Origin of the sequence: Flavobacterium stagni, assembly GCF_004122105.1 — a bacterium.
Taxonomy (GTDB): Bacteria; Bacteroidota; Bacteroidia; order Flavobacteriales; family Flavobacteriaceae; genus Flavobacterium; species Flavobacterium stagni.
This window is the reverse complement of record NZ_SBKN01000009.1, coordinates 1-22440: the sequence shown is the minus strand read 5'-3', so window position 1 is coordinate 22440 and position 22440 is coordinate 1. Positions and strand designations below refer to the sequence as shown.

The following is a 22440-nucleotide window of genomic DNA, read 5'->3' as shown; positions in this document are numbered from 1 at the left end:
TACTTTCACGTAAGGGATTCTTGTTTATAAACGGTCTTTTGCCTTTTCGATTTAATCAAATTCGCATACTTTATTTTCAAGATGCGCTTTAGCATCTGAATCTCCCAATTCAGCAGCACGATTCAAATCTTCACAAGCACCTTGAAAATCATGCAATTGCGTATATTTTAATAACGCCCGTTGGGTGAAAGCATACGCAAAATTTGGATTGATTTGAAGGGATAAATTATAATCCTTTAGGGCTGCTTTATTATTTTTTATTTCATAAAAAGCCCTACCTCTGTAGGCATACGCTTCTTCATTTTGAGGTTGCAATTGTAAAGCGTGAGAATAATCGATAATGGCTTGCTTATATTTTTTCTGATCCAAAAATAAACTTCCTCTAGAAATATAACCGTTAATGTAATTTTTATCGCGACGAATAACTTCATTATAATTATGTAAAGCGTCTGATAAATCACCCCTTTTATGCGCAAAACTAGCCTGCAAATAGTAGTATTTTACAATTGGATATTGAGATCCATAAAACATCATAGAAATAAGTACAAGCAGCACACAAGGAAAAAAAGCGCCCACTATAGCTATTCCAAAAATTTTATATTTAGGCAGTTTATTCATTTTATGGGTTTGGCAAACAACTGAGCAAAATACTTATTTCGTATTCAAGGCATACCATTCCTCCAGAAAGCTTATTTTTTTTGATTCCTCCCAAAGGTCCGTGTAAACCATTAAATTGAGAAAATAGTTTCCTTTGGAACCAAACAAAAATACATTATCCCGTCTTTTATCATTAAATTTCCAAATAATAGAAATTTTGGATTCATTGACTTTTAATAAAGCTGTATCATATTTATTCTCCTTGTAATAGTCGGAATCCCATTGGTGAAACAATTGTACATTTTCAAAATCTGAAACCCCACTTTTGTAACAGGGATACGCCTTTTTTAGATTGTAAGCTACAGCAATAATCACACCTTCATCGTTTTTTAAATAGGTCTGACCCGAACTCGCTTCTGTATGAAATTCGGTCCACTTACCTGGGATATCAACAGTACCATTCTTTGTATTCACTGCAGTAGTCGTCGGACTCTGTGACCAAGAAATGGAAGAAAAACTAAGTACTAAAATAAGATAATGAATGGTTCTCATGGTATGTATTTAATATTAACTATTATTTTGAATTTGAAAATTTGGAATTGCTAACTATTTTAAAAAAATGAAAATCATGAAGCCACCTCAATGATCCATTCAATTCCAAAGCGGTCGCGAAACATTCCAAATACTACCTCCCCTTGAATATCCATAGGTACTTCAATCGTTCCTTCCTGTGATAATCCCGTGTAAAGTTGGATGGCCTCTTCCCTACTTTCCGCTTGTACAACAATTTTTGAACGGTGTTCTAATTCGTTTACATTCCCCATAAACTCCGGCACATCATTCCCCATCAATGCCGTTGACCCAATGGGAAGAGCGATGTGCATTATTTTATCCAATTCCGATTCGGGAACAGGAAAAGTGGCACTTGCAATTTCTCTGAAATACACAATTTTAGAAAATGAACCGCCAAAAACCGATTGATAAAAATCGAAGGCTTCAGCGGCATTGCCATTGAAATTGATATGCGGATTGATTTGTGCCATACCGTAATGCTAATTTGGTTCCTAAAGTTGAAATGTTCTGATTTCCTAAAAGTACGAAATAATTGGTACAATAAGCATTAGTTTCTGAATGCTCAAAATCAAACTCGCCAACTAACACTTTTTATCCTTTGATGTATCGCGCTTGAATAACACCTTATCGCCTTTGGCAATATAATCGCTGGACAAAATTAAATAGGGATGATTGGGTGAAAAACTCCCGTACCGACTTTTGATAATGAGGCTATCCTGAACGTTCAAACTTTTCAATCGCTGAAAATCTTTCAAACTGAATTGCAACATATACGTATCACCGTCAATGGCAACCAATAGCCATTTTGGACCCGATTTTTGTCCTTTTACACGTTCAAACGTTAGAGAAGTAACCACGGCTTTTAAGGGAGCAAAAGTTTTTAAACGGGGCTGAATTTTTGTTAAACTGGCGTGAATTTTCTTCCCTTCTGGCGAGGCTTCCCATTTTTTGTATTGGATACCCTCTGGAGACGCTTCCCATTTTTTGCGTTGTGCCTTAGCGCTTTCTTTTTGCTGTATTCCGTCAACTTTAGCAGACGTTTTTCGTTCGGCTTGATTTTCTTTACAAGCTACAATCCCTAAACTCATGATGGCAAGCATCACTACGATTCCTTTGTTAATTCTTCTTTTCATCATTTTTATTTTTAAATTCAGGGCGAAATTACACGGCTAATTTAAGAGGAACCTCAACGAAATTGTAAATAAAATTGTAAACTTTGTAAAAATTGTATTTACGTAGTGAATTATAACTCAATCCTTGCGCTTTTTACTATTACTAAAAGAACTGTACTCTTTCTCTTGTTCGTCAGTTGTCTATGTATTTGCTTGGCATTTGTGCCTCAAGAGGACACTTCGTTTGAAAAGGCCAAACGAGAAGTACTATTGCGTCGAATGGGCCACGAATTGTTATTACTTTCAGGTGATTCAATATCAAGAGTGGCGCCGATTCAAACAATTCATGAAAATGAATACCAAATTCAGTTTGAAAATCAACTGACTTTCACTTCGGATTCCTTGGTGGCTCTTGCCCAACGATTATTGAATAAAGATCCTCATTTTACAGAATGCATCATTAAAGTGTACCGCTGTGACTCCAATACCATTGTGTATAGTTTTGCCATTTCGAAAAAAAATAAAAACGACCTCATCACCTGCCTTGGCAGAAAACAACCCAAAGCCTGTTACACGATAAATGTGCAATTCAAACCTGAAAATAAAGCGTATTCTTCATTCATTATTTGGGGAAGTATCGGTTTCTTCATAAGTCTCGTATTACTTATAATGATTCGAAAACGACACCACCAAAAGCAAGTAGTCCCTAATTCAAATAGTAATTCCTATACACTAGGTTTATTCGAATTTAAAGTACCGGAACAACAATTGCTTTTTCAGGAATCCATTATTGAATTGACGGGAACCGAAACACGATTACTTCGCCTGTTTGCGACTGCACCCAATAAAACCATAGCACGAAGCGTATTACAAAAGGAAATTTGGGAAGACGAAGGTGTAATTGTGAGTCGGAGTTTGGATATGTTTATTTCAAAATTGAGGAAAAAACTCGAAAACGATCCTGCAACAAACATTGTAGTTGTTCGAAGCAAAGGATACCGTCTCGAAATCCCGCAGTAAGAAAAGGTGCTCTTGCTTTTTCTAACCCAAAGGAGAAAATCGGCACCTTCCCCAACTGATTTGTATTCTACAGGACTTTTTCAGAATCACAATGGGGATTGCACTAATTTTTTAAGCAACACAATTTGTCCCAAATGGTAATAGGCATGTTCGATCATTCCGTCAATATTGCGTTGGTAAGTTCCGTATTTTTCATCCACAAACGGCGCATGCAGTTGGGCATCATCCATTTCCTCGATACATTGTGCAAAGGCTTCGGCATCTTCCCAAAAATTGTTCAGAATCAGTTCCCATTCCGCTTGTGAATGAATCGCCGGGAAATCAAAACTGAATCGGTCACTAATTTCTAATTTTCCACCCAAAAACACCTGCTTCACCCCTTTGATGTAATAATGAATATGTTGGGTCAAAAGTGCAATCGTATTTAAACCTTGAATTTTTGTGGTAGCAGTGACCCAATCTACCGTAGTAAGTTCATTTTTATAATTGGTATTGGCAATCCAAGTTCCGTTAAGAATCACTTCGCGAAAACGGTTGGCTAATGTAGTGTTCATGGAGAAACTAATTCGTTTGATAATTTTTTGCTGTAATTACCCAAATTAATGAGTTAATTTCTAGACGAATTTACACTTTATCACGAAATAATCGCAAACCCGCTTTACTATTAGAGGCAAAAAAGCATCCCATATAAAAGGGAGATATTACCTTAACTTAACGTTCATTACTGTTTGCTCCCTACATTACCGCACCATTGCGCAGTGTTAAGTTATATTTTTACCAGTTTTTCAAAATAACGGGCTCCTTTGTCAGTGGTTAATTGAATACAATAATTCCCACTTGCTAAACTTTCTACAGTGATGGTTTCACCAAATGCTGCCCGTCCATGTATTACCGTTCTTCCACTCAAATCCGAAATAGTAAAATTAAACTGCTCCGTTGATTCTTCTCTATTTTGAATAACAATAAACTGACTTGAAGGATTCGGAATACATTCAATTGTTAGTGAAACTAGTACATTTGAAGTATTCTGTAATGAAGCACAATCGATATACTTCAGCGGACTGCTATTGGAAGTTGTTGTACCATTGCCAAACTGCCCCGAAGTATTCGACCCAAAAGAAAGGATATTCGAATCCGCATCGAGCAATGAATTGTGGTGCGAGCCACTTGACATTGAAGTGATACTATTGGAAAGCGCGATGGGCATTAACGAGGTATTAGGATTGCTATTTAATGCACCATACCCCAGTTGTCCAGTATTATTCAATCCACAACTCCAAACAGTACCTGATGTGTCTAACGCCAACGTATGCGCAAGACCAACAGCAATAGATGACCAAACGGTTCCCGTTCCTATTGGTGTGGGAAGCAATTGGTCTACGGTTGTGCCATCGCCTAGTTGACCAAAACTATTCCAGCCCCAGCCCCAAAGTGAACCATCGTTTTTCAAGGCTATGGTATGACCATTTCCTCCTTGGGCCATCAACCACGATTGGCTAGTGCCCACTTGAATAGGCACAGATTGAGACACTGTTGTTCCGTCACCCAATTGACCAAATTCATTCCATCCCCAACTCCATAATGTTCCGTTGGTTTTCAATGCTATGGAATGATAATAGCCCATACTTATGGCACTCCAGTCGGAATCAACGCCAACTTGAACCGGACTTAAATACGTGTTGGTATTCCCTACTCCCAGATCACCGTCGCCATTATACCCCCAAGCCCATAATGTTCCGTCTGTTTTTATAGCCGTCGAATGTCTTCTACCTGTAGCTATTTCGGCCCAATTCGTATCCGTTCCTATTTGTACCGGACTATTTCTGTCTAGCAAAGTACCATCACCCAATTGTCCCATAAAATTTTGCCCCCAACCCCATAATGTTCCGTCTGATTTAATGGCTAATACATGATAATCACCGACAGCAAATTTTACAAACCCCGAAAGGTTCATCGCGGTAAGTTGCGAAGTGCCTGTAGTAGTTCCCAATCCCAACTGACCAAAGTTATTTAGACCTGTAATCCAAGTCGAACCATCATTTTTGAGAAAAATAGAATTCCCTCGACCTGAAAAGGTTTCTGTCCAACATCCATTTTGAGCGAAAATGAGGAAGGGTAAAATCAATACGGTAATAACAATTTTGTTCATACTTAAAAATTTAAATTGGACTTACTTTATATTTAAGTAGAAAATTGTTTAAAAAGGTTGCGTCAAGGTAGGTCGATTTTCGATCTATCGCTTAAGCTGATGAGTAATCGTTTTAAAATGAAACACTTATGAATGGGAATCCTAAATTGTGGTGTGCAGCAATTGCTTTTTTAAAATTTCATTTTCACTATAATCTTTTTTACAGTTAAAAATCCTGCCTCTACCCGACAATAACGATCAAAGTGAAACGTTTATTTCTTACTAAGGTAAATGTTTTTTGCTTCTCACAGTTCGGGTCGTGTAAACCAAACTCCAACTTTATACATTCGAGCCCTAGCGACTGTTATACGACGTTTCTTTTATTTTTCCATTTAATATTTCGAGTAATTTCTGTTGCTTTATATTTAGAAAATCTGTTTGGATAGAATATTGAGAGTTCGCTAATGGTTTACTTATTTTGCTGAGAAATTTATAGAACCACATTTTTGTATAATTTTCTGTTGGCTTTTTCAGTTCGATAAATATTTGTTTGTTTGTCTTTATTCCTCGTGTATAATTATTAACGATAAAAAATGATTTGACATTCTCTATTTCTATGGTTTTAGATGAAGTTAAAACACTATGAATAATAATTTGTTTATCTGTAATTGTTAAAAGCGGTTTTCTTCTTGTCAACAATAAAATTGATAAAACAATTCCAAATATAAATAAGAAAAAAACTAAAATAAGAATTATGCTTTCAAAAGTCTTTTCTTCAAAATCAAGCATTTTGTCTCCGAGAAATATTCCGATAAAAACAAAAGTTGAAGCTATAAATAATAGTAAAAATGATGATAATTTGTTTGTATAAAAGTTTAATTCTTCCAAGTCGAATTTTGGTTTAATTATTTAATAGTTGAATTTTACAGTTGTCCCAAAATGTCATATAACGGCCCGCAAGCAGGCTTCGTTTTTTGCTAAGTCTGGTTACTGCATTTGAGCATTACTGTGCAAAAAATGGAGCTTGCTTGCTGTTAGCACTAGTTGTTTTTGCTATGCGTTTTTAATATAGTGTTTTCGTAAATTCCTCCTGCGTCAACGCGAGTAATGTCGGAAATGGAAAACATTATAGTTCCTCTGTCTAAAGATTTTTTGGTCCCAAATTCATGGACCACGATTGTCGATTTGTCCATTTCTTTTATTTCGCCAATAATGCACATACCGTCATCAATATTTTGAATATTAATAGTCACGTGCTTGTAGGTTTTATTTATTGTTTTTAGAACACTTTGAAGTGAATCGATTTTAATTGACGCAATCTTTTTTTCGTCCGAGTGCTTGTTTAATAATTTTTGTGTGCTATTTATTTCATTGTTGTCCCACTTAATTCTAGTAATGTCTGAACGTTTGAAAACAATAATACCATTGTAAAGCCCATCGTCGTTGTAATGTTCTAGTAGAAGGAAGTCCTTATTGAATTGCCTAATGAAACCATAAAATGATTCTTCAAACAGGTCTGTGTATATGTCGACGAAAATATTTTCCGTCTCAAGTCTTTTTAGTGTTTTAGTCTCTATACTCATATGTGTGTCTACAATTAGTGCTAACATTCCGCCGCTAGCCGACTGTAGCGGTCAAAGTGAAACGTTTATTTCTTACTAAGGTAAATGTTTTTTGCTTCGCACGATCGCTTCTTTCGAGTTGTGTAAACTAAACGCCAAACTATCACAATCGAGCCTTAGAGGCAGTTAGTGGTAGTGCATTTATTCATTTTCAACTTTACATTTTCTAGAAGTTCCTTTTCACTGAGAGCAAATCTTTCTGCTCTTCTGTTACTTATGAATCCATAATCTTCCCACATTATTTCACTTCCATCTTGGATATCTTCATATATTGGAATCAAATTCCCTATTCCAACAAAGATCCATTCCATTTCGACCTTATCGGAATTAATGAATTTAAATTCTGCGTCTTTTCCGATTTTCACAGCTTTTTCATAAGCTATTTTTGGTGTTTCGGCTTTTACGATATGGAAATTTCCCCAAGTACTCACACGACGCAAATCTTGATTTTCATTTCGGATTACTGGCTCACATTTTTCAATTATCTCGACGATATACCAATTATTGTTTTTAATTGCTATTTTTTCTTTTTCCATAGGGTGTTTTTGCATTAACGCTAACGTTTCGGGCTTTGCGTTTGGGTTTCGGAGCACAAATATTCATTTGAAAAACTAAATTTGAACTTTGCACTAATCTTTCATAATAGCACAAACCCCCCGCCTTTGCAAATATGAGGTTGGCAGAAGATGTATTTACTTTTTTAATTTACTCTTGTTAAATTTAAGGAAGTGTTGTAAAACTAACTTCATTTCCATACGTATTTCCTGAAAAAGCTCTAACATAATAAGTAGTGTTAGGTGTTAATCCAGTTAAATTTGCTGTGAAATTTGTTCCCGAACCTGAACTATTGGATACAAAATCATTTGATGTAGGATTTGGACTAGTACTCCAACATAAACTACCCATAGGAAAACCGCAAGAATTTGTAAATGTACCTCCTCCAATTGCAGTGTTTTGCGAGATTTGAGTAATTGGTGCAGTCGTCAATGTTGTACCATAGATTGTGGGTGTAAAACATTGTTGATTATTATCAATAACTGTATTGTTATTTGCTATATGTATATACGGTTCTTGACTTGAACAAGTAATACTAGTTAAATTACATAAATTTAATTCTTGAAGAAAACTGTTTCCATATACATATAAATAATCAACAATAGCATTAAGGTTTGGAGCATTAATTTTCATCATTGATAAATTTTGATGAAAATAAACATGACCTCCCGTATTCGTAAGTAATGGGAATTCTACTTCTACAATATTATTTGTTTGATGGAAATAAATATTCCCACTAACACTAGTCAAATTTGAAAACACTAATTTAGTAGGGTTCAAATAGCTTGTTTGATGATAATAAACATTATTCAAAGTTGTATCTGTAATGTATACAATATCTGGTTGAACAGGTGTCGTGTTAGAAGTTGTGAAAGTCAACTCATTTCCATAACTCGTTCCCGCACTATTGGTAGCAAAAGCACGAACGTAATAATTAGTGTTTGCTGTTAATCCAGTTAAGCTACTTACAAAAGTTCCATTACCACTGCCACTAAAGATCGTTGTATTGGCTGTAGTTGGTGCAGGGCTTGTATTATAGCAAATTCCACGATGAGTAACTGGTGATCCACCATTATTCGTAATATTTCCACCTGAAAAAGCAGCATTGTTTGAAATAAAACTTATCGGTGAGGTTGTGATTGTTGCTAAATTATTTGGAGTGGTAACTGTATAGGTTATACTGTCAATGGTTTGCATTGGAATTTGAAGAACAACCCCATTGTTTTGGTGAATGTTCATAATTGTTTGGGCTTGTACCAAAATTGAATTCATTAATAAAAATGCAATTACAAATATATTTTTTGCTTTCATCTTTTTTTAATTTTCTATTGTTTAATAATTTTTTTTGTTAAAGAATAGTGGTATCCTGAAATTTTACAAATATATGTGCCCGGAGAAACGTTTGTTAAGTCAATTGTTTCTAGGAACTCACCCGAGTTCATTTTTCCTAAACTCTTTTCTAAAACTAACTTGCCCTGAATATCAAATAAATGAAGTTGAATATCATCATCTTTTGGAAGATTAATTTTAATATTCAAAGAACTATTTGTAGGGTTTGGATAAACAAAAACTTGCCATGCATTATTTGTAGGTAGTTCTGTATTGAGTGAATTGTTATCGTACGAATATTTATTGATAATACTAACATTCCAAGTGTAAATATTACCATTTAACAAATGAAGATTCATAACATCATCAGTAAAGGTAATTTTTTCAACTTCAGTTACATTATACGATGCGTTTGTTCCATCACTAAAATTAAAATTAATACTTTGAGCCTTAATGCTCATGGAAAATAAAAAGACGACTCCAAACAATAGTAAATGTTTAAGTTTTATGTCAGGCTTTAAAAAACAGATTGGTTTCATATTTTACATTTTAAATTTTATCGCTCTCTTAAAAAACGAAGTGGTTTGGCCTATTTATGTATGGGTTAATTTCATCTACAAGTAATCTTTATCGTGTGTACTATTTACATTTTAAATATATTTTAGTTAGGTATTAAACGAAAACGCTTATCAAAATTTTCTGCCAACGTTCCGCCCCTACCCGACTCTGGCGAAAAAGCGAAACGCTAATTTTCTTATCCAGACAAACGATTTTGCTTCGAACCGTTCAGGTCGTGATATCCTAACGCCAAACTAGCCCATTCGAGCCATAACTACTAGTGGCTTTTATTCGGTATTTTCTTATAGAACGTATTCTTTTCAAATAAATTTTCTTCACCCTTTAATTTTTCAATTTTTGAATTGAGAATAGTAAAAATATAGGAAGCAACTATCCAAAAAATCAACAAAATCCAAATATTTGTATTGAAACTAAATCCTTCATTTTCAATATTGTAATCTAAAAAAACATCACTTACTTTAATAATTTTTAATAATTCCTGTTTGGCTTGAGGATCTCTTATTATTTCCTCGTAAGTCTTTTTTTGTTCTAATAAGATTTTATGATTTGCTTCTATTGTCTTGTAGGTATCTGTGATATTTCCAAGAAGATAAACTGAACAAAAGAAAGTTATTAATAAAGTTACAAATTTTAAAAGGATTAGATTTTTCAGTTTCATTTTATACGAAAGTTGATTTAAATTGGCGCATTACGTTCCGCCTTTAGCCAACTGTGGCAATAAAGCGAAATGATTATTTCTTACTAAGATAAATATTTTTTGCTTCGCATCGTTCGCAAAGCTCGGGTCGTGTAAACCAAACGCCAAACTAGTACATTCGAGGCATAATAGCTAGCAGCTGTCATAAGCCTTTTTTAATTTAGTTTTATAATTCCAATTTCGTTTGACTTTTTATCTTTTTCGTTGCAATACTCAGTCCTATTAAGGTTCAACAGTTTAATGTCTAAATCATTAACAAGAACTAAATTCTCTGTATTGCTTTTAAAGACGTCATATTGAAAAGGCATTTCAGCCCATTCTAAAGTATATTGATATGCATCAACGATTACGTTTTTATCGTTTGTTTTTATTATTAAAATATCGTGAAAAGTTTTGCAATATTCTCCTGAATCTCCAGGCGCCAAATATGATTGACCTATAAATGTTGCTATAAACTTATAATAAGTAAAATTTCCATCAATTGGTTCAAAGCTTTCAACTTTATTTTGCTTGTCTATATTGTCAAGTTTTGAATAATTAAAATCAGAATTTAAAGATTTCTGTTTTAAAATATATTTTTTTAGTTCTTTGAGTTTTGATGGACTTTCTATAGAATTGTTTTCATATATAGTTTTAGCCTTTATATTCTGACATGAAATTTGTAGAGTTGAAATAAGTGCTAATAAAAATAAAACTTCAATTTTTCTCATTTTCTTCAATAAAATATCGGTGATTTAATATGGCTTATAACGTTCCAGCGCTTGGCGAGGTTGCGAAGTTCGGAACCGATTAATTTCTGTTAAAGATAAAACTCCGAACGAAACGCAAACGTGAAATCACAAAAAATATCGCAATTGCTTGAAAAGGCTGTTGGTGGTAGTGTTTTTATACTTTAATAAATTTAAAACTAAATGCTTTTTCTCCAACTGTTAAATTAATAAAATACAAACCATTTGCTAAATCTGAAACATCTATTTTATTGAAAGATTTATTTTGTACTTTAAGTATTTGACCATTTATGTTACAAATAGTAATGGTATCAATTATTTTATCTGTTGCATTAGATATATAAATAAAATATGAAGATGGATTTGGATATATTTTAATTTCATTTTCGTACGCTATATTTTCTGAATTTATTAAAACCGAACATGTATTGAGTATAGGATTTAATATATTTTGAAATTCTGTTGTTAAACCATAAATGTTTCCTATTAATAATTGACCATTTACATTACTCCCCCAACCCCACAAAGTTTTATCTTGTTTTATAACAAAAGATGTGTAGTAAGGATAATCAACAATTTTATCACAATCACTCAGGCTTGTAATTTGCGTAGGTATATTTTTGTTAATTTGTGTGCCATCACCTAATTGACCGCGGCTATTATCTCCCCAAGACCATAATGTATGATCAGCTTTTAATGCCAATGAAAAACTTGCTCCAACCGAAAGGTCTCTCCAATCATCACCATTCCCAATTTGTGTTGGAAAATTTAAATTGATATTGGTGCCATTTCCTAATTCACCATATGTATTATTACCCCAAGCCCATAAAGTATTATCATTTTTTAATGCTATACAATGATTATTACTTGTTCTAACAATTTTCCAATCAGAAGAATTATTGCCAATTTGTATAGGGGAATTTACAGTAACATTGTTTCCATTCCCTAATTGACTTAAATTATTCTTACCCCATCCCCAAATTGTATTATTAGTTTTAATTGCTATTGTTGTTCTATATTTTGATTCAACATCTCTCCAATCTGTATCTACTCCAACTTGTGTTGGTAAATGATTTTCAGACCATGTACCATTTCCTAATTGACCATAATCATTATACCCCCAAGTCCATAAAGTACCATTACTTTTTATTGCACAAGAATGAGTTGATGCAGCAGATATATCTATCCAATCATTGTCTGTTCCAACTTGAATAGGTAAAGATAAATTATCATTTGGATTATAAGGAATGCCAAGTTGACCAAAATAATTATTACCCCAAGCCCATAAAGTACCGTCAGATTTAATCGCTAAATAATGAGAATCCCCAACGCTTAATTTTAACCAATTTGAATCATTCCCAATTTGAACAGGTTCTACAACTCCATTTATATAGCCTCCATCCAGTAGCCCCCATGTCCATATAGTATTGTCATCTTTTATTCCAGTCACTCTGTAAGGACTTTCATGAATAGATTTCCATAAACATTGTGCATTAACATGAAAACTAATAATGAATAAAAGCATAAATATTTTTTTCATAATAGTATTTGATTTATTCTTTTTAACATTACCACCAACGTTCCCAGGCTTTACGGCTGTTGCGACTAAATATGCCGAAATTTTGGTTTTGCACTGTAATCAAATATAAAGAAAAAACTTTAAATTTAGCCTAAAATCAACACTAGCGTAAAACCTGTGTTGGCAGTAGTTATTTATTAGTTACAATTATTCTGATATAATTCTTTTCCGTTAACTTGACCAAGTTCCGAAATCTCTTTCCATACAATACAAGCATTTTCTTTATCTCCAGATTCAAAATAAATAGCTGCTTTGTTATAAAGTGCATCAATATTTTTTGGGTCAATTCTATAAGATTCTGTAAAGAATTCTATCGCTTTAAGATATTTTTTTTCTTGATATGATTTGATTCCTTTTTCAAATAATTCAGAAGATTTTCTCATGTCTTCTAATTTTCCACCATAAACTATCTCGAACTCATTCAAATCGTTTGTGAAAAATAGTACTTTAATTCCCCAATATCTATTAGTTATTTCGCTTTTTAAAATAATTGGTAATTCGATTGATTCAAATCCATTAAAATTTGTCAAGTCCCATTTTTCAAAAGAACTATCGATAATTTTCTTAATAGTTCTTATCCTCGATGAATCTTTTTGTGTTGAAAATGTAATTTGAGTTTTTACACTTTTCTCTTTCGGATAAATTTTAAGATTACCGATTAATTCAAAATTTGAAAAGTTATTCTTAAAAGCTTTATTTAATTCTATTTCAATTGTCGAATTAGTTTTTGGTGTAAATAATTTTGAAGCAATTATGTTTTTTTTGTTTTTATTTTCTTCATTAAACTTAGAGAGTACAAGTTCTTGTCTTTTAAAATAAAATCTTTTAAGCTTGTCATTCGTTAAGCCATCAATTTTCTCACTAAAAATTAAAGTATCATTTGTTATTTTTTCAATTAAAAGTCCTGAATATTGAGACGTCTTTATGAAGTTATTTATCAATGTATAATCTAAACAGCTTTCATTTGTTTTATGAATTGGATTTGAATTTAAACATAGTTTTTGTTTGTCAATAGAGTATTCGATATAAGTTGAATCTTCTATAAATCTATCAAAAAGTTTACTTCCATCTTTCATTTCAACTTTATATTTTATCCAATTTCCATATATTTCAGAGAGATTATTTTGTCCAAAATTTAAATTAAAAGAAAATATTGTTATTAAAAAAAGTAGTCTTTTCATTTTCTGATTTATAATTACTGCCAACGCTTTGCCGCTTGCCGCAGTGGGTGATTTCGGAGCACTTACTTTCAATTTAGCATTAAACTTCATTTGAAACCCAAAAATTCAATTTATCACTGAACCCTCCTTTTTGCCAAACTGCTGTTGGCGGTAGTCATTCACAATTTTCTTGTTCTAATTCTTCAATATCTTTTTCAAATTTTTTTTCTATGTCTTTTTGTTTAGCTTTTAATAAATCTTTACATGCTAATTCACGATTATTCATTTTAGAGTAAATAAATGCTCGATTTAAATAACCTATTGGATATTCAGAATTTAATTCAATTGCTTTATTTAAATCTTTTATAGCTTTGTCAAAATTTTCTAAATTTCCATTTAGAATGCCACGATTTATCAATGCAGGATAATAATTCGGATTAATTTTCAAGCATAAAGTATAATCTTTAATTGCCAAATCATAATCTCCAAGTTCTTTAAATATTATTCCTCTGTTAAGTGCAATAATCACTGATTGTCCATATTCATTCTCTGCTTCATTGAATTTATCAATTGCCTCTTCTCGTCTTTCAGCATAACCTAATTCAATAGCAGTCTGAATTTTAGGGTATTTATTTGAGTCAAAATCGCCCACTATATTACTACTTGCAATTGTCTTAATATTTACTTTTTCTTTCTTTTGACAAGAATACATTACTATTAATAAAACAAAACCGATTAAAATATTTCTTTTCATTAAGTGTTTTTTTATGATTACCGACAATGTTCCGCGGCCCACGCAGTGGAGGAACTTTAATAATTAATTCGAAAGATAAGCAAAATTTGATTTAGCAGATTATTTTCCAAGAAAGAGAAACGAGCCATTCGTGAAACCGCTGTTAGCAGTCGTAGCGTTACTTTTCTATATATAACACCATTTTCTTTCTCGTTTTGTCATACATATAGAGATTTCCAAAATAACAACCGACAAAATAAAATTTATGTTTTCTATTTTCCGCTATTTCTGGCCAATCAAGTGAATCCTTTTCCTTTTCAAATGTTATTTCGCTTCCGTGGATTTTAAAGTCATAATCATAACTAATAGGATCCCCTAATCCAGTTCCGCTTTCCCATAAAAATAGGCGTTTAGCTCTATCTTCCATCCATAAGTTTCTGTCCATTACAATGAAAAGAATCAATGCAATAGCTAAGTATAATATTTGGTTTCTTTTTTTCAATTTTCTCTTTTCTATTGCGGTTCTTAGCTATGACCGCCAACGTTTCGCGGCAAGCCGACTGTGGCGAAAAAGCGAAACGATTATTTCTTACTAAGATAAACTTTTTTTCGCACCGTTTGCCTCACTCGGGTTGTGTAAACTAAACACCAACATTATACCATTAGTCATAGCGGCTAGTAGCTGTTAGCGGCTGTTTGAATTGGTAACCATAGATAATTCTCTTTAAATTTTTTGAATTCTGGATATTTAATCTTCAGTCTTTCGTATTCATTTTTTGATAGAATAAGACCATCAAAATATCTCTTAGGATATGGATTTTCAGGATTTAAGTAAATATCGATATTTTCCGAACTTAGATATTCTTCAATACCATTTTCATTTATACAATTTATAAGATTTGTATGAGTAACTCTATCAGCTCCTTCACATTCACAAAAAGCTATTTCAAAATTTAATTTTAAATCTCTAACGAATTGTAATAATTGATTTCTGATTTCATCAAAAAATGGATATTCTAAATTTTTTCTTCTACCATCGATTTCCATCTCTTCTGGATAAATTTCAAGAACATAATTAGGTTCAATATCGAAATCAGTTTGTGGTAATATATAACAACTAAAATTTACCAACCTTCCATCTGAAAGTTTGATTTCTTTTAATTCGGCTTGACAATTTTCGGCAATTTGTTTGTCTCGAAAACTAATCCCCATTGACCAGAAATATCCCATTTGTAGTTGATTTTTGGTTAAATAGCAACTAACGGCTCGCAGCTTGATGTAGTGACGCTAAATCGTATAGGCTAATTTTCTTACTAAGATAAACTTTTTTTTCGCACCGTTTGCTTCACTCAGGTTGTGTAAACCAAACACCAACTTTATACCATTAGCCATAGCGGCTAGCAGCTGTTACCGGTAGCTTTGTTTTCAGTTACTATAATTGAATCTAAAATTTTTTCTAATTCTTGCTGCGGAGAATTTTCATTCCCTACTACTTCATAAATCTTAATTATTGACTCTAATGATTCTATTTTCCATGCATCATGGACAACATTCAATCTTTTCGAGAATAATTTTAAATCGTTCAAAGTTAAACTTGGCCCCACTTCATCTTTCAGTTTTCCAATAAACTCGTCGGGTTCTTTTAAATTTAAAGTTGGCCAATCATTCATAGCATCAAGAAATAATTGAGAAATCAATATTGATCTCTCATCTACTGTCTTTTGTTTAAGAACTTGATTTAATTTATTGGCTGATATCATTCTGATCTTTCTTCGTTTGCTTGGTTAAAGTTACCGGTAACGGTTTCGGACTTGGCGAAGGTGGCGATTTTCACCACAAATGTTGATGCGTAGAACCAAATTTTGATTAACCACAAATGTGTCTCAGGAGCACTGAACCGCCACTTTTGCCAAACCCGTGTTAGCGGTAGTATTTATTCCCACTCGCTGTTGTTTTTGTCATAAGTCCTTCGTTTTCCAAATAGCATATTCGCTTCTAATTCATAGTCATTGTCGTATGTCCTATAGTCTATTTGGTTTGCAAAATAACGTTCTATGAAATTAAGCTCTAATTTTTCATTGATTGATTTAATGTCAGTTGGTAAAGTAGTATTTAGCTTTTGGAACTCTTCAATTTCAATTGCGACTTGTTCAGCCACATCTTCGGTTATATTATCGTAAACTTTAATTACCGCTATACAGAGAACCATATTAATAAGTCCAAACCAAGTTGCAATTCCTGCATATTTCCTTAAAATTGCATTGTCTGGTCGCCACCGTGCAATAAATGCTGAAATCCCCATCACAATCATAATTGTCATAAATACCACAAAACTTGATAGTGATAAAAAAAGCATTGCTAAAGAAATTAAAACGTAAACAACTATTTTTTGAAAATAAGAAACAGAAGATTTGGTTTCCTTATTTTCAAATGTTTTAATCAATTTTCTTCTTTCTTCAATTTTCTGCTTGCTAAGTCGATTAATAAAATCAGTCAGTTCAAGTTCGTTAATGTTTATTTGTCCTAAATGCAGGTTGAGATTTTGTGCACCTATTTCTTTATTGATTTTCTCAGCCCATTTGTATGGTTTCTTCTTAAAAACATATGTGTCGTCAGTTACTAAGGAGATAAATTTCTGTTCAAATAGGTCAAGCGGATAAGCTTCAATGATTTGTTCCCATTTTATTTCGTCTTGGTTTGTTGTCCTGTCCCAAATACCAGTTTCAGTAATAATTATTTGTGGTCGTCTGTCAAAAGTGTGAAAAAGTCCAACTAGAATACCAAGTCCAAAGAAGCATATACAAAGCCAACTCTTTACATAATTAGTTGTCCCATATGTGGTGTCAGATAATAAAAAAAGTTCTAATACCACAAACGGTAAACACATACCGATAATTTTTAGCCCTTTCGTTGACGTCTTGTATAGTTTTATTTCTGTCATTAAATGTTTTTATGTCGTGACGGTCGGTTCTGTAATATTACCGGTAACGTTAGGCCGCTATACGAAGCGGCGACAAAGCGGACTGCGTTCGCTCTGCCGAAGATATAGCTTTTTCGTGAAGAAAAAGCGCTGAGCCACCTAAAACCAGCCGTTTCGATTAGCGGCGGTTAGTGGCTGGTGTTCTCATTTGCCCACTTTACTATTTGTTCAATTCTATCAAGTTTGGCTTGTTTGTTCAAATTGTGTGAGGCATTATACCAAGAAATCCGTTTCGTGCTGTTTGTCATTTCGTAACAACTTAAGATATCATATTCAGAAAGGGTCTCGTCATTTGTTCCTGCCTGAAAGTAAAAATCCAGGTCATTTTTCTTGTTCAAGTACAAACTTGCATCATAACCTGCAATTGTGGAAATATACTTGTTAAAGTCTTGAGGAGAAATTACTTTTCTCAATTCAGTTATTTGATTTACCGTGGTAGTTTGAAGCCATTCAGCATAATTATGAATGCCACTCACAACGATAACTTTTTTGAAACGAGCATCTAAATAGGGCATAAAGGCCGCAACTCTTGCTCCATAACTTTGTCCAACGAAAATTATATTTTTTGAGCGAATATTAAAATCAGGTAAAATATCAATTGCTTGTAACCATTCCACACAGTTGTTTTCAAATATTTCAGCATCTTTCATACCGCCACTCTCAATAAAACTATCTCCTTTTCTTATAAACGGTGCATCTATTACAAGGGTTGCGATTCCATGCTCTGCTAATGCTTTAGCTTCATCTAAAAAGTATTCTTTATTATATTCATCGCCAATTCCGTGCTGATAAAAAGCAACTGCTTTGATCTCTTTTCCGTTAGGTTTTACAATAATGGCAGGTACAAAGCCCTTTCTGTCACTTTCAAAGGTTAAGTATACAGTGGTCCATTTTTTATCCTTTATCGTTTTGGAAATAGAGCTATTTACTCTTTTTGAGATTTTAAAATTATTCTTGGAAACTAAAGAATGACTTTTCAACGATATTTCGCTACCAATATCTGTAGTTACTTTCCATTGGCCTGCATCATCTTTAATCCAATTTGTATTGTATACATAATATGAGCAGGCTAAACTGTCATCAATCCGATATATCCATTTGGACAGTCCGTAGGTATATCCACTGGTTGCAGATTTGTCTTTGAATGATCCTGTTGGCTGCCAGATCACGGTGGACTTTGTTTTGGCAAACATTTTCATAAAATTGTTCTTTCCTTCTACAGGCAACGGTGTTGAAGATAAAAATACTGCGTCTTCTGCAAGAAACTTTTCAAAAGCATTCGCTACGCCGAGTTTGTAGCTCATAGCTGCAAATTCTTTGTCTACATTTAACAGTTCGCCGTCGTTCTTTTGTGCAAATGATTTATGGCATATTAAAATTGAAAGTATGTAAATAATTTTTTTCATGGTTTAGTTTGATTTGTTGATGTAGGGATGTTTTACACTTGCCACTAACGTTTTGCAGCTTGGCGAAGTGGTGGAAATCGAACCACAATTGTTCAGTTTTGCACAAAAGTTCAATCGAAGAACTGCCCATGAAATTTGCACTGAACCCGCCATTTTGCCAAACTGCTGTTAGTGGTTCGTTGTTACTATTTTTTAGTCAGTTTGTACCTTAAATGTGTTGTCAAGTCAGAAGGTATGACTTCTGTAATTTGTAAGTCATATTTGTCTTTGTCTAAACCGTCAAAAAGCCGAATTCCGTTACCTAAAAAAACAGGTGCAATGTGAATGAAAAACTCGTCCACAAGTCCTGCATTTAGAAACTGTTGTATTGTGTTTGCCCCACCTTGTATTCTTATGTCTTTACCTTTTGCGGATTTTTTTGCCTTGCTTAAAGCACTTTCAATCCCGTCATTTATAAAGTAAAAAGTTGTCGTGCCTTCTTGAACCCAAGGCTCTCGCTTTTCGTGTGTTAATACATATACGTCTGCTTTATACAAGTCATTTGGCCAACTCGCTTCGCCTTCTTCAAACATTCGTTTGCCCATTATGAATGCACCCGTTCTTGCGATTGTTTCTCGAATATATTTTCCATCAGCACTGTCTTCTTTTCCACCTTCAAATCCAAGGTATTCCCAAAAAGCTTTCTGATTAAACATCCACGAATGAATTTGTCCTGAAACTCCGCCCATAGGATTTTTTGGTCCTCTGTTTTCACCTGCAAAAAAGCCGTCAAGTGATATTCCGCTGTCAAAGATTATTTTGCTCATTATTAATTGTTTGTCAAATTTCATTTTTTATCTGTTGGTTCTAGTCTGCACTGTCATCCTACAATGACCGCTAACGTTCCGCCGCTACCCGAAGGTGGCGATTTCGAAGCACTTCACTGTCAACCAAGCATAAACTTTGATAGAAGCACAAAGCTTGACTTAACCACTGAGCCGCCACTTTTGGGTAGGTGCTGTTACCTGCTGCCCGACAGTCCGCGCCCAACGATATCAGTTCAAGCTTACAGAGAGTTTGTCCAAACCTGATTAAATACATGCCGTCAATTCTTATTTGTCAATTCTTTGATACTCCAATCAAGTCCATTGAATAGAGCGTCTTCATCAATCAGCCATTCTGTTTGTTCTTCTTCAATGAAGTGCACACTATTGTCAGCAATTTGTTTGTCCAAGTTTGATTTACCAATACTATAGCCCTGAATTTTGTCGGTATAAACTCTCTTAGTTCTAAAACCCAGTTTCGTCCTTTTAAGCAGTAACCCCCCAACATACTCATCCCACAAGTCAAATGGTATAAATGTCTGCTGACCTTTTGCAATTTTCCTAATTCTCTCTACCCAGTATTGAAGCAACTCAATTGTTCCGTATTTTAATGCTTCACCCTCTTTTAAATTGAGCTCCTCAATGTCGGAGTCACTTATTTCAAGAAAGTCAAATAAGTAATAACTGTCCGCTGTTGCGGAATAGTCAGGCATTGCGTCAATCTTTAAAAATATATCACTATGTCCGCTACCAAGCTTGTCAATAATTACTCGTATCATTTTTCTATTTTCTTTTTGCAGTCAGTTTGATGTTAGCTCGATCGTCACGGGTTGCAGGTAACGTTCCGCCGCTAGCCGACTGTGGCGGAAAAGCGAAACGATTTTTCCTTACTAAGATAAACGTTTTTCGTGTAAATCAAAAGCCAAACTAGCACTTACCAGCCATAGCGGCTAGCGGCTGTTAGCCGGCGTTTTTCTTTCGGAATTTACGTTTCTTTTTTTTGTACTCTCTAGACTCTTTCTTTGTCATTGCTCGGCTTACACAAACTCCATTACAAGACCATGAACGAAAAGGAATTTCATTTTGAAAAATCTTGCTTAACTTTTCAGATTCTACAATTTCATTAACGACTTCCACAAAGTTTTGGATTCTCACAGCTTCTTCTAAATTTTCTTGTTTTTTTGGTGTCCAATAGTTTTTGAAAGAATGTTGAATAGAGTCTTTATATTCAAATCTGTATGTTATTCCATCAAATCCTTGATGCCATTTTGGAATGAATTTATCACTTGGAATTGAATTTATTTTTAGACTATCAATGAGCTTAAAAATCCTTAAGGTTTTGTCGCTATCAAAATTAAATTTTCTTTTAAAAACTCCTGTTGAATCTTTAAATTCATCTATTTCTTTAGCAAAAAATTCAACTGTTCCTTTCAAATCACCTTTTCGCTTTGAAACCTCAATGGAAACGCATGGAGTTTGTAATCTAAAGAAAATATCTTTATCATTGACTGTTTCATAAGTTTTATTTCGGTATTCCATCCAATAAGCTGAATCACTATCTTTTGTGATAGGAAGTTCTCTTCTCAATTGAGCGAATGTAAAGAATGAAATTAAAAGTACTATTAAAGTTATACGTTTCATAAAATGACAGCTAACGTTCCGCCGCTAGCCGACTGTGGCGGTCAAAGCGAAACGATTTTTTCTTACTAAGATAAATGTTTTTCGTGTAATCCAAACACCAATCGAGCACATACCAGCCATAGCGGCTAGCGGCTGTTAGCTGCCGTATTTCTGTCTGTCGTTATTGCCACGCTAAATTAATTAAGCTGTCAAGTTTAAAATGTGGTTGCGGTGTGCCTCGTCTGTTGTTGTATTTTGTGCTGTCTTCCACAAACTCACAATATTTTATTTTTCCGTCAAACTCGTTAGAGTAGTAAAATTTGTCTTTCCCGAGAAGTTTGTATCTGAGTTTAGTTTTATAATCGCCTTCTTCAGGCAGTTTAGTAATGAAAGAGTTTGCTGTCTTTGGAAGAAAATGTTTAAAGTAATAGCTATTACCACAAGTGCTAAAACGCCAATATTGTATTGGATACCATTGCCCACTTTTTGTTTTAGCTTGTAAGACACAAATAAAGCTCCAGTCTTGCATTTGAATTGTAACGGTGTCTTTTGAGTTGTTAATTATCCAAACTTGTTGTTGTCCTTGATTATTTAATATGTGAGTAGAGTCAGCATGAATTAGATAAGATTTTCTTTCTTGCTTTACTTTTTCAAGTTTTTGCTTAGTTGTCAATTTCTCCCAACCATCAGTCCAATCAAGGTCAGATGTATCGAGTTCTGTCGAACGTCTTCTTGAATAGTCTTCGTCATACGAAATAAAGTTTGTCGCTTTGTTACTTGTGTCCACAACAATAATAAACCCATTTTGAAGTCCTTGTATACTTGGAATTGGTTCGTCAATTCCGTGCTCATACCAAGCTGGTGTCATTTCTCCTTTGTTACATTCAAAAATTTCTTCAACGACTTTTTTGTTGTCTGATGAATTGTTCTTACAGCCAGTCAATAAAAATAGAAGTATCAATATGTTAATGAAGTGTCTCATAATATGGCAGCTAACGTTCCGCCGCTAGCCGACTGTGGCGGTCAAAGCGAAACGATTTTTCCTTACTAAGATAAACGTTTTTCGTGTAAACCAAACACCGAACTAGCACATACCAGCCATAGCGGCTAGCGGCTGTTATGCGTTCGGGCTTTTATCTACACTATCGTTCAATTTTAGTCAATTTTATACTATCTGTTGAGTTTCTGAATCCAAATAAGTATTCATTTCTGATTTTAT

The 22440-nt window shown here is 33.8% G+C and carries 26 protein-coding genes; 1 reads left to right on the top strand and 25 read right to left on the bottom strand.

Annotated elements, in window-relative coordinates:
* Nucleotides 1–51: 51 nt before the first annotated feature.
* From EQG61_RS12675 to EQG61_RS12660, 4 genes are all read right to left on the bottom strand, one after another.
* Nucleotides 52–618 (bottom strand): tetratricopeptide repeat protein, encoded by a 567-nt coding sequence (locus EQG61_RS12675; RefSeq protein ID WP_129462319.1) that lies wholly within the window; start codon nt 616–618, stop codon nt 52–54.
* Between the two features lie 33 nt (nt 619–651).
* Nucleotides 652–1149, bottom strand: a complete 498-nt coding sequence (locus EQG61_RS12670; protein ID WP_129462318.1) for a hypothetical protein — start codon at nt 1147–1149, stop codon at nt 652–654.
* Nucleotides 1150–1223: 74 nt separating this feature from the next.
* The gene (locus EQG61_RS12665; RefSeq protein WP_129462317.1) at nt 1224–1640 is read right to left on the bottom strand and encodes a VOC family protein; all 417 of its coding nucleotides are present in this window, start codon (nt 1638–1640) and stop codon (nt 1224–1226) included.
* A 111-nt stretch (nt 1641–1751) separates the two neighbouring features.
* Nucleotides 1752–2303 (bottom strand): hypothetical protein, encoded by a 552-nt coding sequence (locus EQG61_RS12660; protein ID WP_129462316.1) that lies wholly within the window; start codon nt 2301–2303, stop codon nt 1752–1754.
* Between the two features lie 258 nt (nt 2304–2561).
* On the opposite strand from EQG61_RS12660, the gene EQG61_RS12655 reads away from it, so the two are divergent.
* On the top strand, nt 2562–3302 hold the full coding sequence (locus tag EQG61_RS12655; protein WP_235829068.1) for a winged helix-turn-helix domain-containing protein: 741 nt from the start codon (nt 2562–2564) through the stop codon (nt 3300–3302).
* Nucleotides 3303–3388: 86 nt separating this feature from the next.
* On the opposite strand, the gene EQG61_RS12650 is transcribed toward EQG61_RS12655, so the two are convergent.
* The 21 genes from EQG61_RS12650 to EQG61_RS12550 form a co-directional block, all read right to left on the bottom strand.
* Nucleotides 3389–3856, bottom strand: coding sequence for a DUF1572 family protein (locus EQG61_RS12650; protein WP_129462315.1), 468 nt, complete (start codon nt 3854–3856; stop codon nt 3389–3391).
* A gap of 212 nt (nt 3857–4068) precedes the next feature.
* Nucleotides 4069–5451 carry an RCC1 domain-containing protein gene (locus EQG61_RS12645; protein WP_129462314.1) on the bottom strand — a complete coding sequence of 461 codons (1383 nt, stop codon included), beginning with the start codon at nt 5449–5451 and terminating at the stop codon, nt 4069–4071.
* A gap of 333 nt (nt 5452–5784) precedes the next feature.
* The gene (locus EQG61_RS12640) at nt 5785–6318 is read right to left on the bottom strand and encodes an STM3941 family protein (protein ID WP_129462313.1); all 534 of its coding nucleotides are present in this window, start codon (nt 6316–6318) and stop codon (nt 5785–5787) included.
* A gap of 152 nt (nt 6319–6470) precedes the next feature.
* Nucleotides 6471–7013: a hypothetical protein gene (locus EQG61_RS12635; RefSeq protein WP_129462312.1), complete on the bottom strand. Its 543-nt coding sequence runs from the start codon at nt 7011–7013 to the stop codon at nt 6471–6473.
* 155 nt (nt 7014–7168) lie between these two features.
* The gene (locus EQG61_RS12630) at nt 7169–7588 is read right to left on the bottom strand and encodes a DUF4288 domain-containing protein (protein ID WP_129462311.1); all 420 of its coding nucleotides are present in this window, start codon (nt 7586–7588) and stop codon (nt 7169–7171) included.
* A 184-nt stretch (nt 7589–7772) separates the two neighbouring features.
* On the bottom strand, nt 7773–8918 hold the full coding sequence (locus EQG61_RS12625; RefSeq protein ID WP_129462310.1) for a fibronectin type III domain-containing protein: 1146 nt from the start codon (nt 8916–8918) through the stop codon (nt 7773–7775).
* 14 nt (nt 8919–8932) lie between these two features.
* Nucleotides 8933–9475: a T9SS type A sorting domain-containing protein gene (locus EQG61_RS12620; RefSeq protein ID WP_129462309.1), complete on the bottom strand. Its 543-nt coding sequence runs from the start codon at nt 9473–9475 to the stop codon at nt 8933–8935.
* Between the two features lie 296 nt (nt 9476–9771).
* Nucleotides 9772–10173, bottom strand: coding sequence for a hypothetical protein (locus tag EQG61_RS12615; RefSeq protein WP_129462308.1), 402 nt, complete (start codon nt 10171–10173; stop codon nt 9772–9774).
* Nucleotides 10174–10367: 194 nt separating this feature from the next.
* Nucleotides 10368–10922, bottom strand: coding sequence for a hypothetical protein (locus EQG61_RS12610; RefSeq protein WP_129462307.1), 555 nt, complete (start codon nt 10920–10922; stop codon nt 10368–10370).
* A gap of 175 nt (nt 10923–11097) precedes the next feature.
* Entirely contained in the window at nt 11098–12480 is a 1383-nt protein-coding gene (locus tag EQG61_RS12605) for an RCC1 domain-containing protein (protein WP_129462306.1), read from the bottom strand.
* A gap of 176 nt (nt 12481–12656) precedes the next feature.
* Entirely contained in the window at nt 12657–13790 is a 1134-nt protein-coding gene (locus EQG61_RS12600; protein WP_129462305.1) for a tetratricopeptide repeat protein, read from the bottom strand.
* 64 nt (nt 13791–13854) lie between these two features.
* Complete coding sequence (locus EQG61_RS12595) at nt 13855–14433, bottom strand: tetratricopeptide repeat protein (RefSeq protein WP_129462304.1); 579 nt, start codon at nt 14431–14433, stop codon at nt 13855–13857.
* A gap of 157 nt (nt 14434–14590) precedes the next feature.
* On the bottom strand, nt 14591–14914 hold the full coding sequence (locus EQG61_RS12590; RefSeq protein ID WP_129462303.1) for a hypothetical protein: 324 nt from the start codon (nt 14912–14914) through the stop codon (nt 14591–14593).
* A 173-nt stretch (nt 14915–15087) separates the two neighbouring features.
* Complete coding sequence (locus EQG61_RS12585) at nt 15088–15642, bottom strand: hypothetical protein (RefSeq protein WP_129462302.1); 555 nt, start codon at nt 15640–15642, stop codon at nt 15088–15090.
* A gap of 167 nt (nt 15643–15809) precedes the next feature.
* Nucleotides 15810–16172: a hypothetical protein gene (locus EQG61_RS12580; protein ID WP_129462301.1), complete on the bottom strand. Its 363-nt coding sequence runs from the start codon at nt 16170–16172 to the stop codon at nt 15810–15812.
* 173 nt (nt 16173–16345) lie between these two features.
* Nucleotides 16346–17353, bottom strand: a complete 1008-nt coding sequence (locus tag EQG61_RS12575; protein ID WP_129462300.1) for an STM3941 family protein — start codon at nt 17351–17353, stop codon at nt 16346–16348.
* 167 nt (nt 17354–17520) lie between these two features.
* Nucleotides 17521–18798, bottom strand: a complete 1278-nt coding sequence (locus tag EQG61_RS12570) for a hypothetical protein (RefSeq protein WP_129462299.1) — start codon at nt 18796–18798, stop codon at nt 17521–17523.
* A gap of 185 nt (nt 18799–18983) precedes the next feature.
* Nucleotides 18984–19628: a dihydrofolate reductase family protein gene (locus tag EQG61_RS12565; RefSeq protein WP_206733891.1), complete on the bottom strand. Its 645-nt coding sequence runs from the start codon at nt 19626–19628 to the stop codon at nt 18984–18986.
* Nucleotides 19629–19882: 254 nt separating this feature from the next.
* On the bottom strand, nt 19883–20380 hold the full coding sequence (locus EQG61_RS12560; protein ID WP_129462298.1) for a hypothetical protein: 498 nt from the start codon (nt 20378–20380) through the stop codon (nt 19883–19885).
* Nucleotides 20381–20561: 181 nt separating this feature from the next.
* Nucleotides 20562–21242: a hypothetical protein gene (locus EQG61_RS12555; protein WP_129462297.1), complete on the bottom strand. Its 681-nt coding sequence runs from the start codon at nt 21240–21242 to the stop codon at nt 20562–20564.
* Between the two features lie 160 nt (nt 21243–21402).
* Nucleotides 21403–22203: a hypothetical protein gene (locus EQG61_RS12550; protein ID WP_129462296.1), complete on the bottom strand. Its 801-nt coding sequence runs from the start codon at nt 22201–22203 to the stop codon at nt 21403–21405.
* Between the last annotated feature and the right edge of the window lie 237 nt (nt 22204–22440).

Coding starts and splice junctions, on each gene's coding strand:
- EQG61_RS12675 (WP_129462319.1), bottom strand. CDS start 618: ATGAATAAACTGCCTAAATATAAAATTTTTGGAATAGCTATAGTGGGC.
- EQG61_RS12670 (WP_129462318.1), bottom strand. CDS start 1,149: ATGAGAACCATTCATTATCTTATTTTAGTACTTAGTTTTTCTTCCATT.
- EQG61_RS12665 (WP_129462317.1), bottom strand. CDS start 1,640: ATGGCACAAATCAATCCGCATATCAATTTCAATGGCAATGCCGCTGAA.
- EQG61_RS12660 (WP_129462316.1), bottom strand. CDS start 2,303: ATGAAAAGAAGAATTAACAAAGGAATCGTAGTGATGCTTGCCATCATG.
- EQG61_RS12655 (WP_235829068.1), top strand. CDS start 2,562: ATGGGCCACGAATTGTTATTACTTTCAGGTGATTCAATATCAAGAGTG.
- EQG61_RS12650 (WP_129462315.1), bottom strand. CDS start 3,856: ATGAACACTACATTAGCCAACCGTTTTCGCGAAGTGATTCTTAACGGA.
- EQG61_RS12645 (WP_129462314.1), bottom strand. CDS start 5,451: ATGAACAAAATTGTTATTACCGTATTGATTTTACCCTTCCTCATTTTC.
- EQG61_RS12635 (WP_129462312.1), bottom strand. CDS start 7,013: ATGAGTATAGAGACTAAAACACTAAAAAGACTTGAGACGGAAAATATT.
- EQG61_RS12630 (WP_129462311.1), bottom strand. CDS start 7,588: ATGGAAAAAGAAAAAATAGCAATTAAAAACAATAATTGGTATATCGTC.
- EQG61_RS12625 (WP_129462310.1), bottom strand. CDS start 8,918: ATGAAAGCAAAAAATATATTTGTAATTGCATTTTTATTAATGAATTCA.
- EQG61_RS12620 (WP_129462309.1), bottom strand. CDS start 9,475: ATGAAACCAATCTGTTTTTTAAAGCCTGACATAAAACTTAAACATTTA.
- EQG61_RS12615 (WP_129462308.1), bottom strand. CDS start 10,173: ATGAAACTGAAAAATCTAATCCTTTTAAAATTTGTAACTTTATTAATA.
- EQG61_RS12610 (WP_129462307.1), bottom strand. CDS start 10,922: ATGAGAAAAATTGAAGTTTTATTTTTATTAGCACTTATTTCAACTCTA.
- EQG61_RS12605 (WP_129462306.1), bottom strand. CDS start 12,480: ATGAAAAAAATATTTATGCTTTTATTCATTATTAGTTTTCATGTTAAT.
- EQG61_RS12600 (WP_129462305.1), bottom strand. CDS start 13,790: ATGAAGTTTAATGCTAAATTGAAAGTAAGTGCTCCGAAATCACCCACT.
- EQG61_RS12595 (WP_129462304.1), bottom strand. CDS start 14,433: ATGAAAAGAAATATTTTAATCGGTTTTGTTTTATTAATAGTAATGTAT.
- EQG61_RS12585 (WP_129462302.1), bottom strand. CDS start 15,642: ATGGGATATTTCTGGTCAATGGGGATTAGTTTTCGAGACAAACAAATT.
- EQG61_RS12580 (WP_129462301.1), bottom strand. CDS start 16,172: ATGATATCAGCCAATAAATTAAATCAAGTTCTTAAACAAAAGACAGTA.
- EQG61_RS12575 (WP_129462300.1), bottom strand. CDS start 17,353: ATGACAGAAATAAAACTATACAAGACGTCAACGAAAGGGCTAAAAATT.
- EQG61_RS12570 (WP_129462299.1), bottom strand. CDS start 18,798: ATGAAAAAAATTATTTACATACTTTCAATTTTAATATGCCATAAATCA.
- EQG61_RS12565 (WP_206733891.1), bottom strand. CDS start 19,628: ATGAAATTTGACAAACAATTAATAATGAGCAAAATAATCTTTGACAGC.
- EQG61_RS12560 (WP_129462298.1), bottom strand. CDS start 20,380: ATGATACGAGTAATTATTGACAAGCTTGGTAGCGGACATAGTGATATA.
- EQG61_RS12555 (WP_129462297.1), bottom strand. CDS start 21,242: ATGAAACGTATAACTTTAATAGTACTTTTAATTTCATTCTTTACATTC.
- EQG61_RS12550 (WP_129462296.1), bottom strand. CDS start 22,203: ATGAGACACTTCATTAACATATTGATACTTCTATTTTTATTGACTGGC.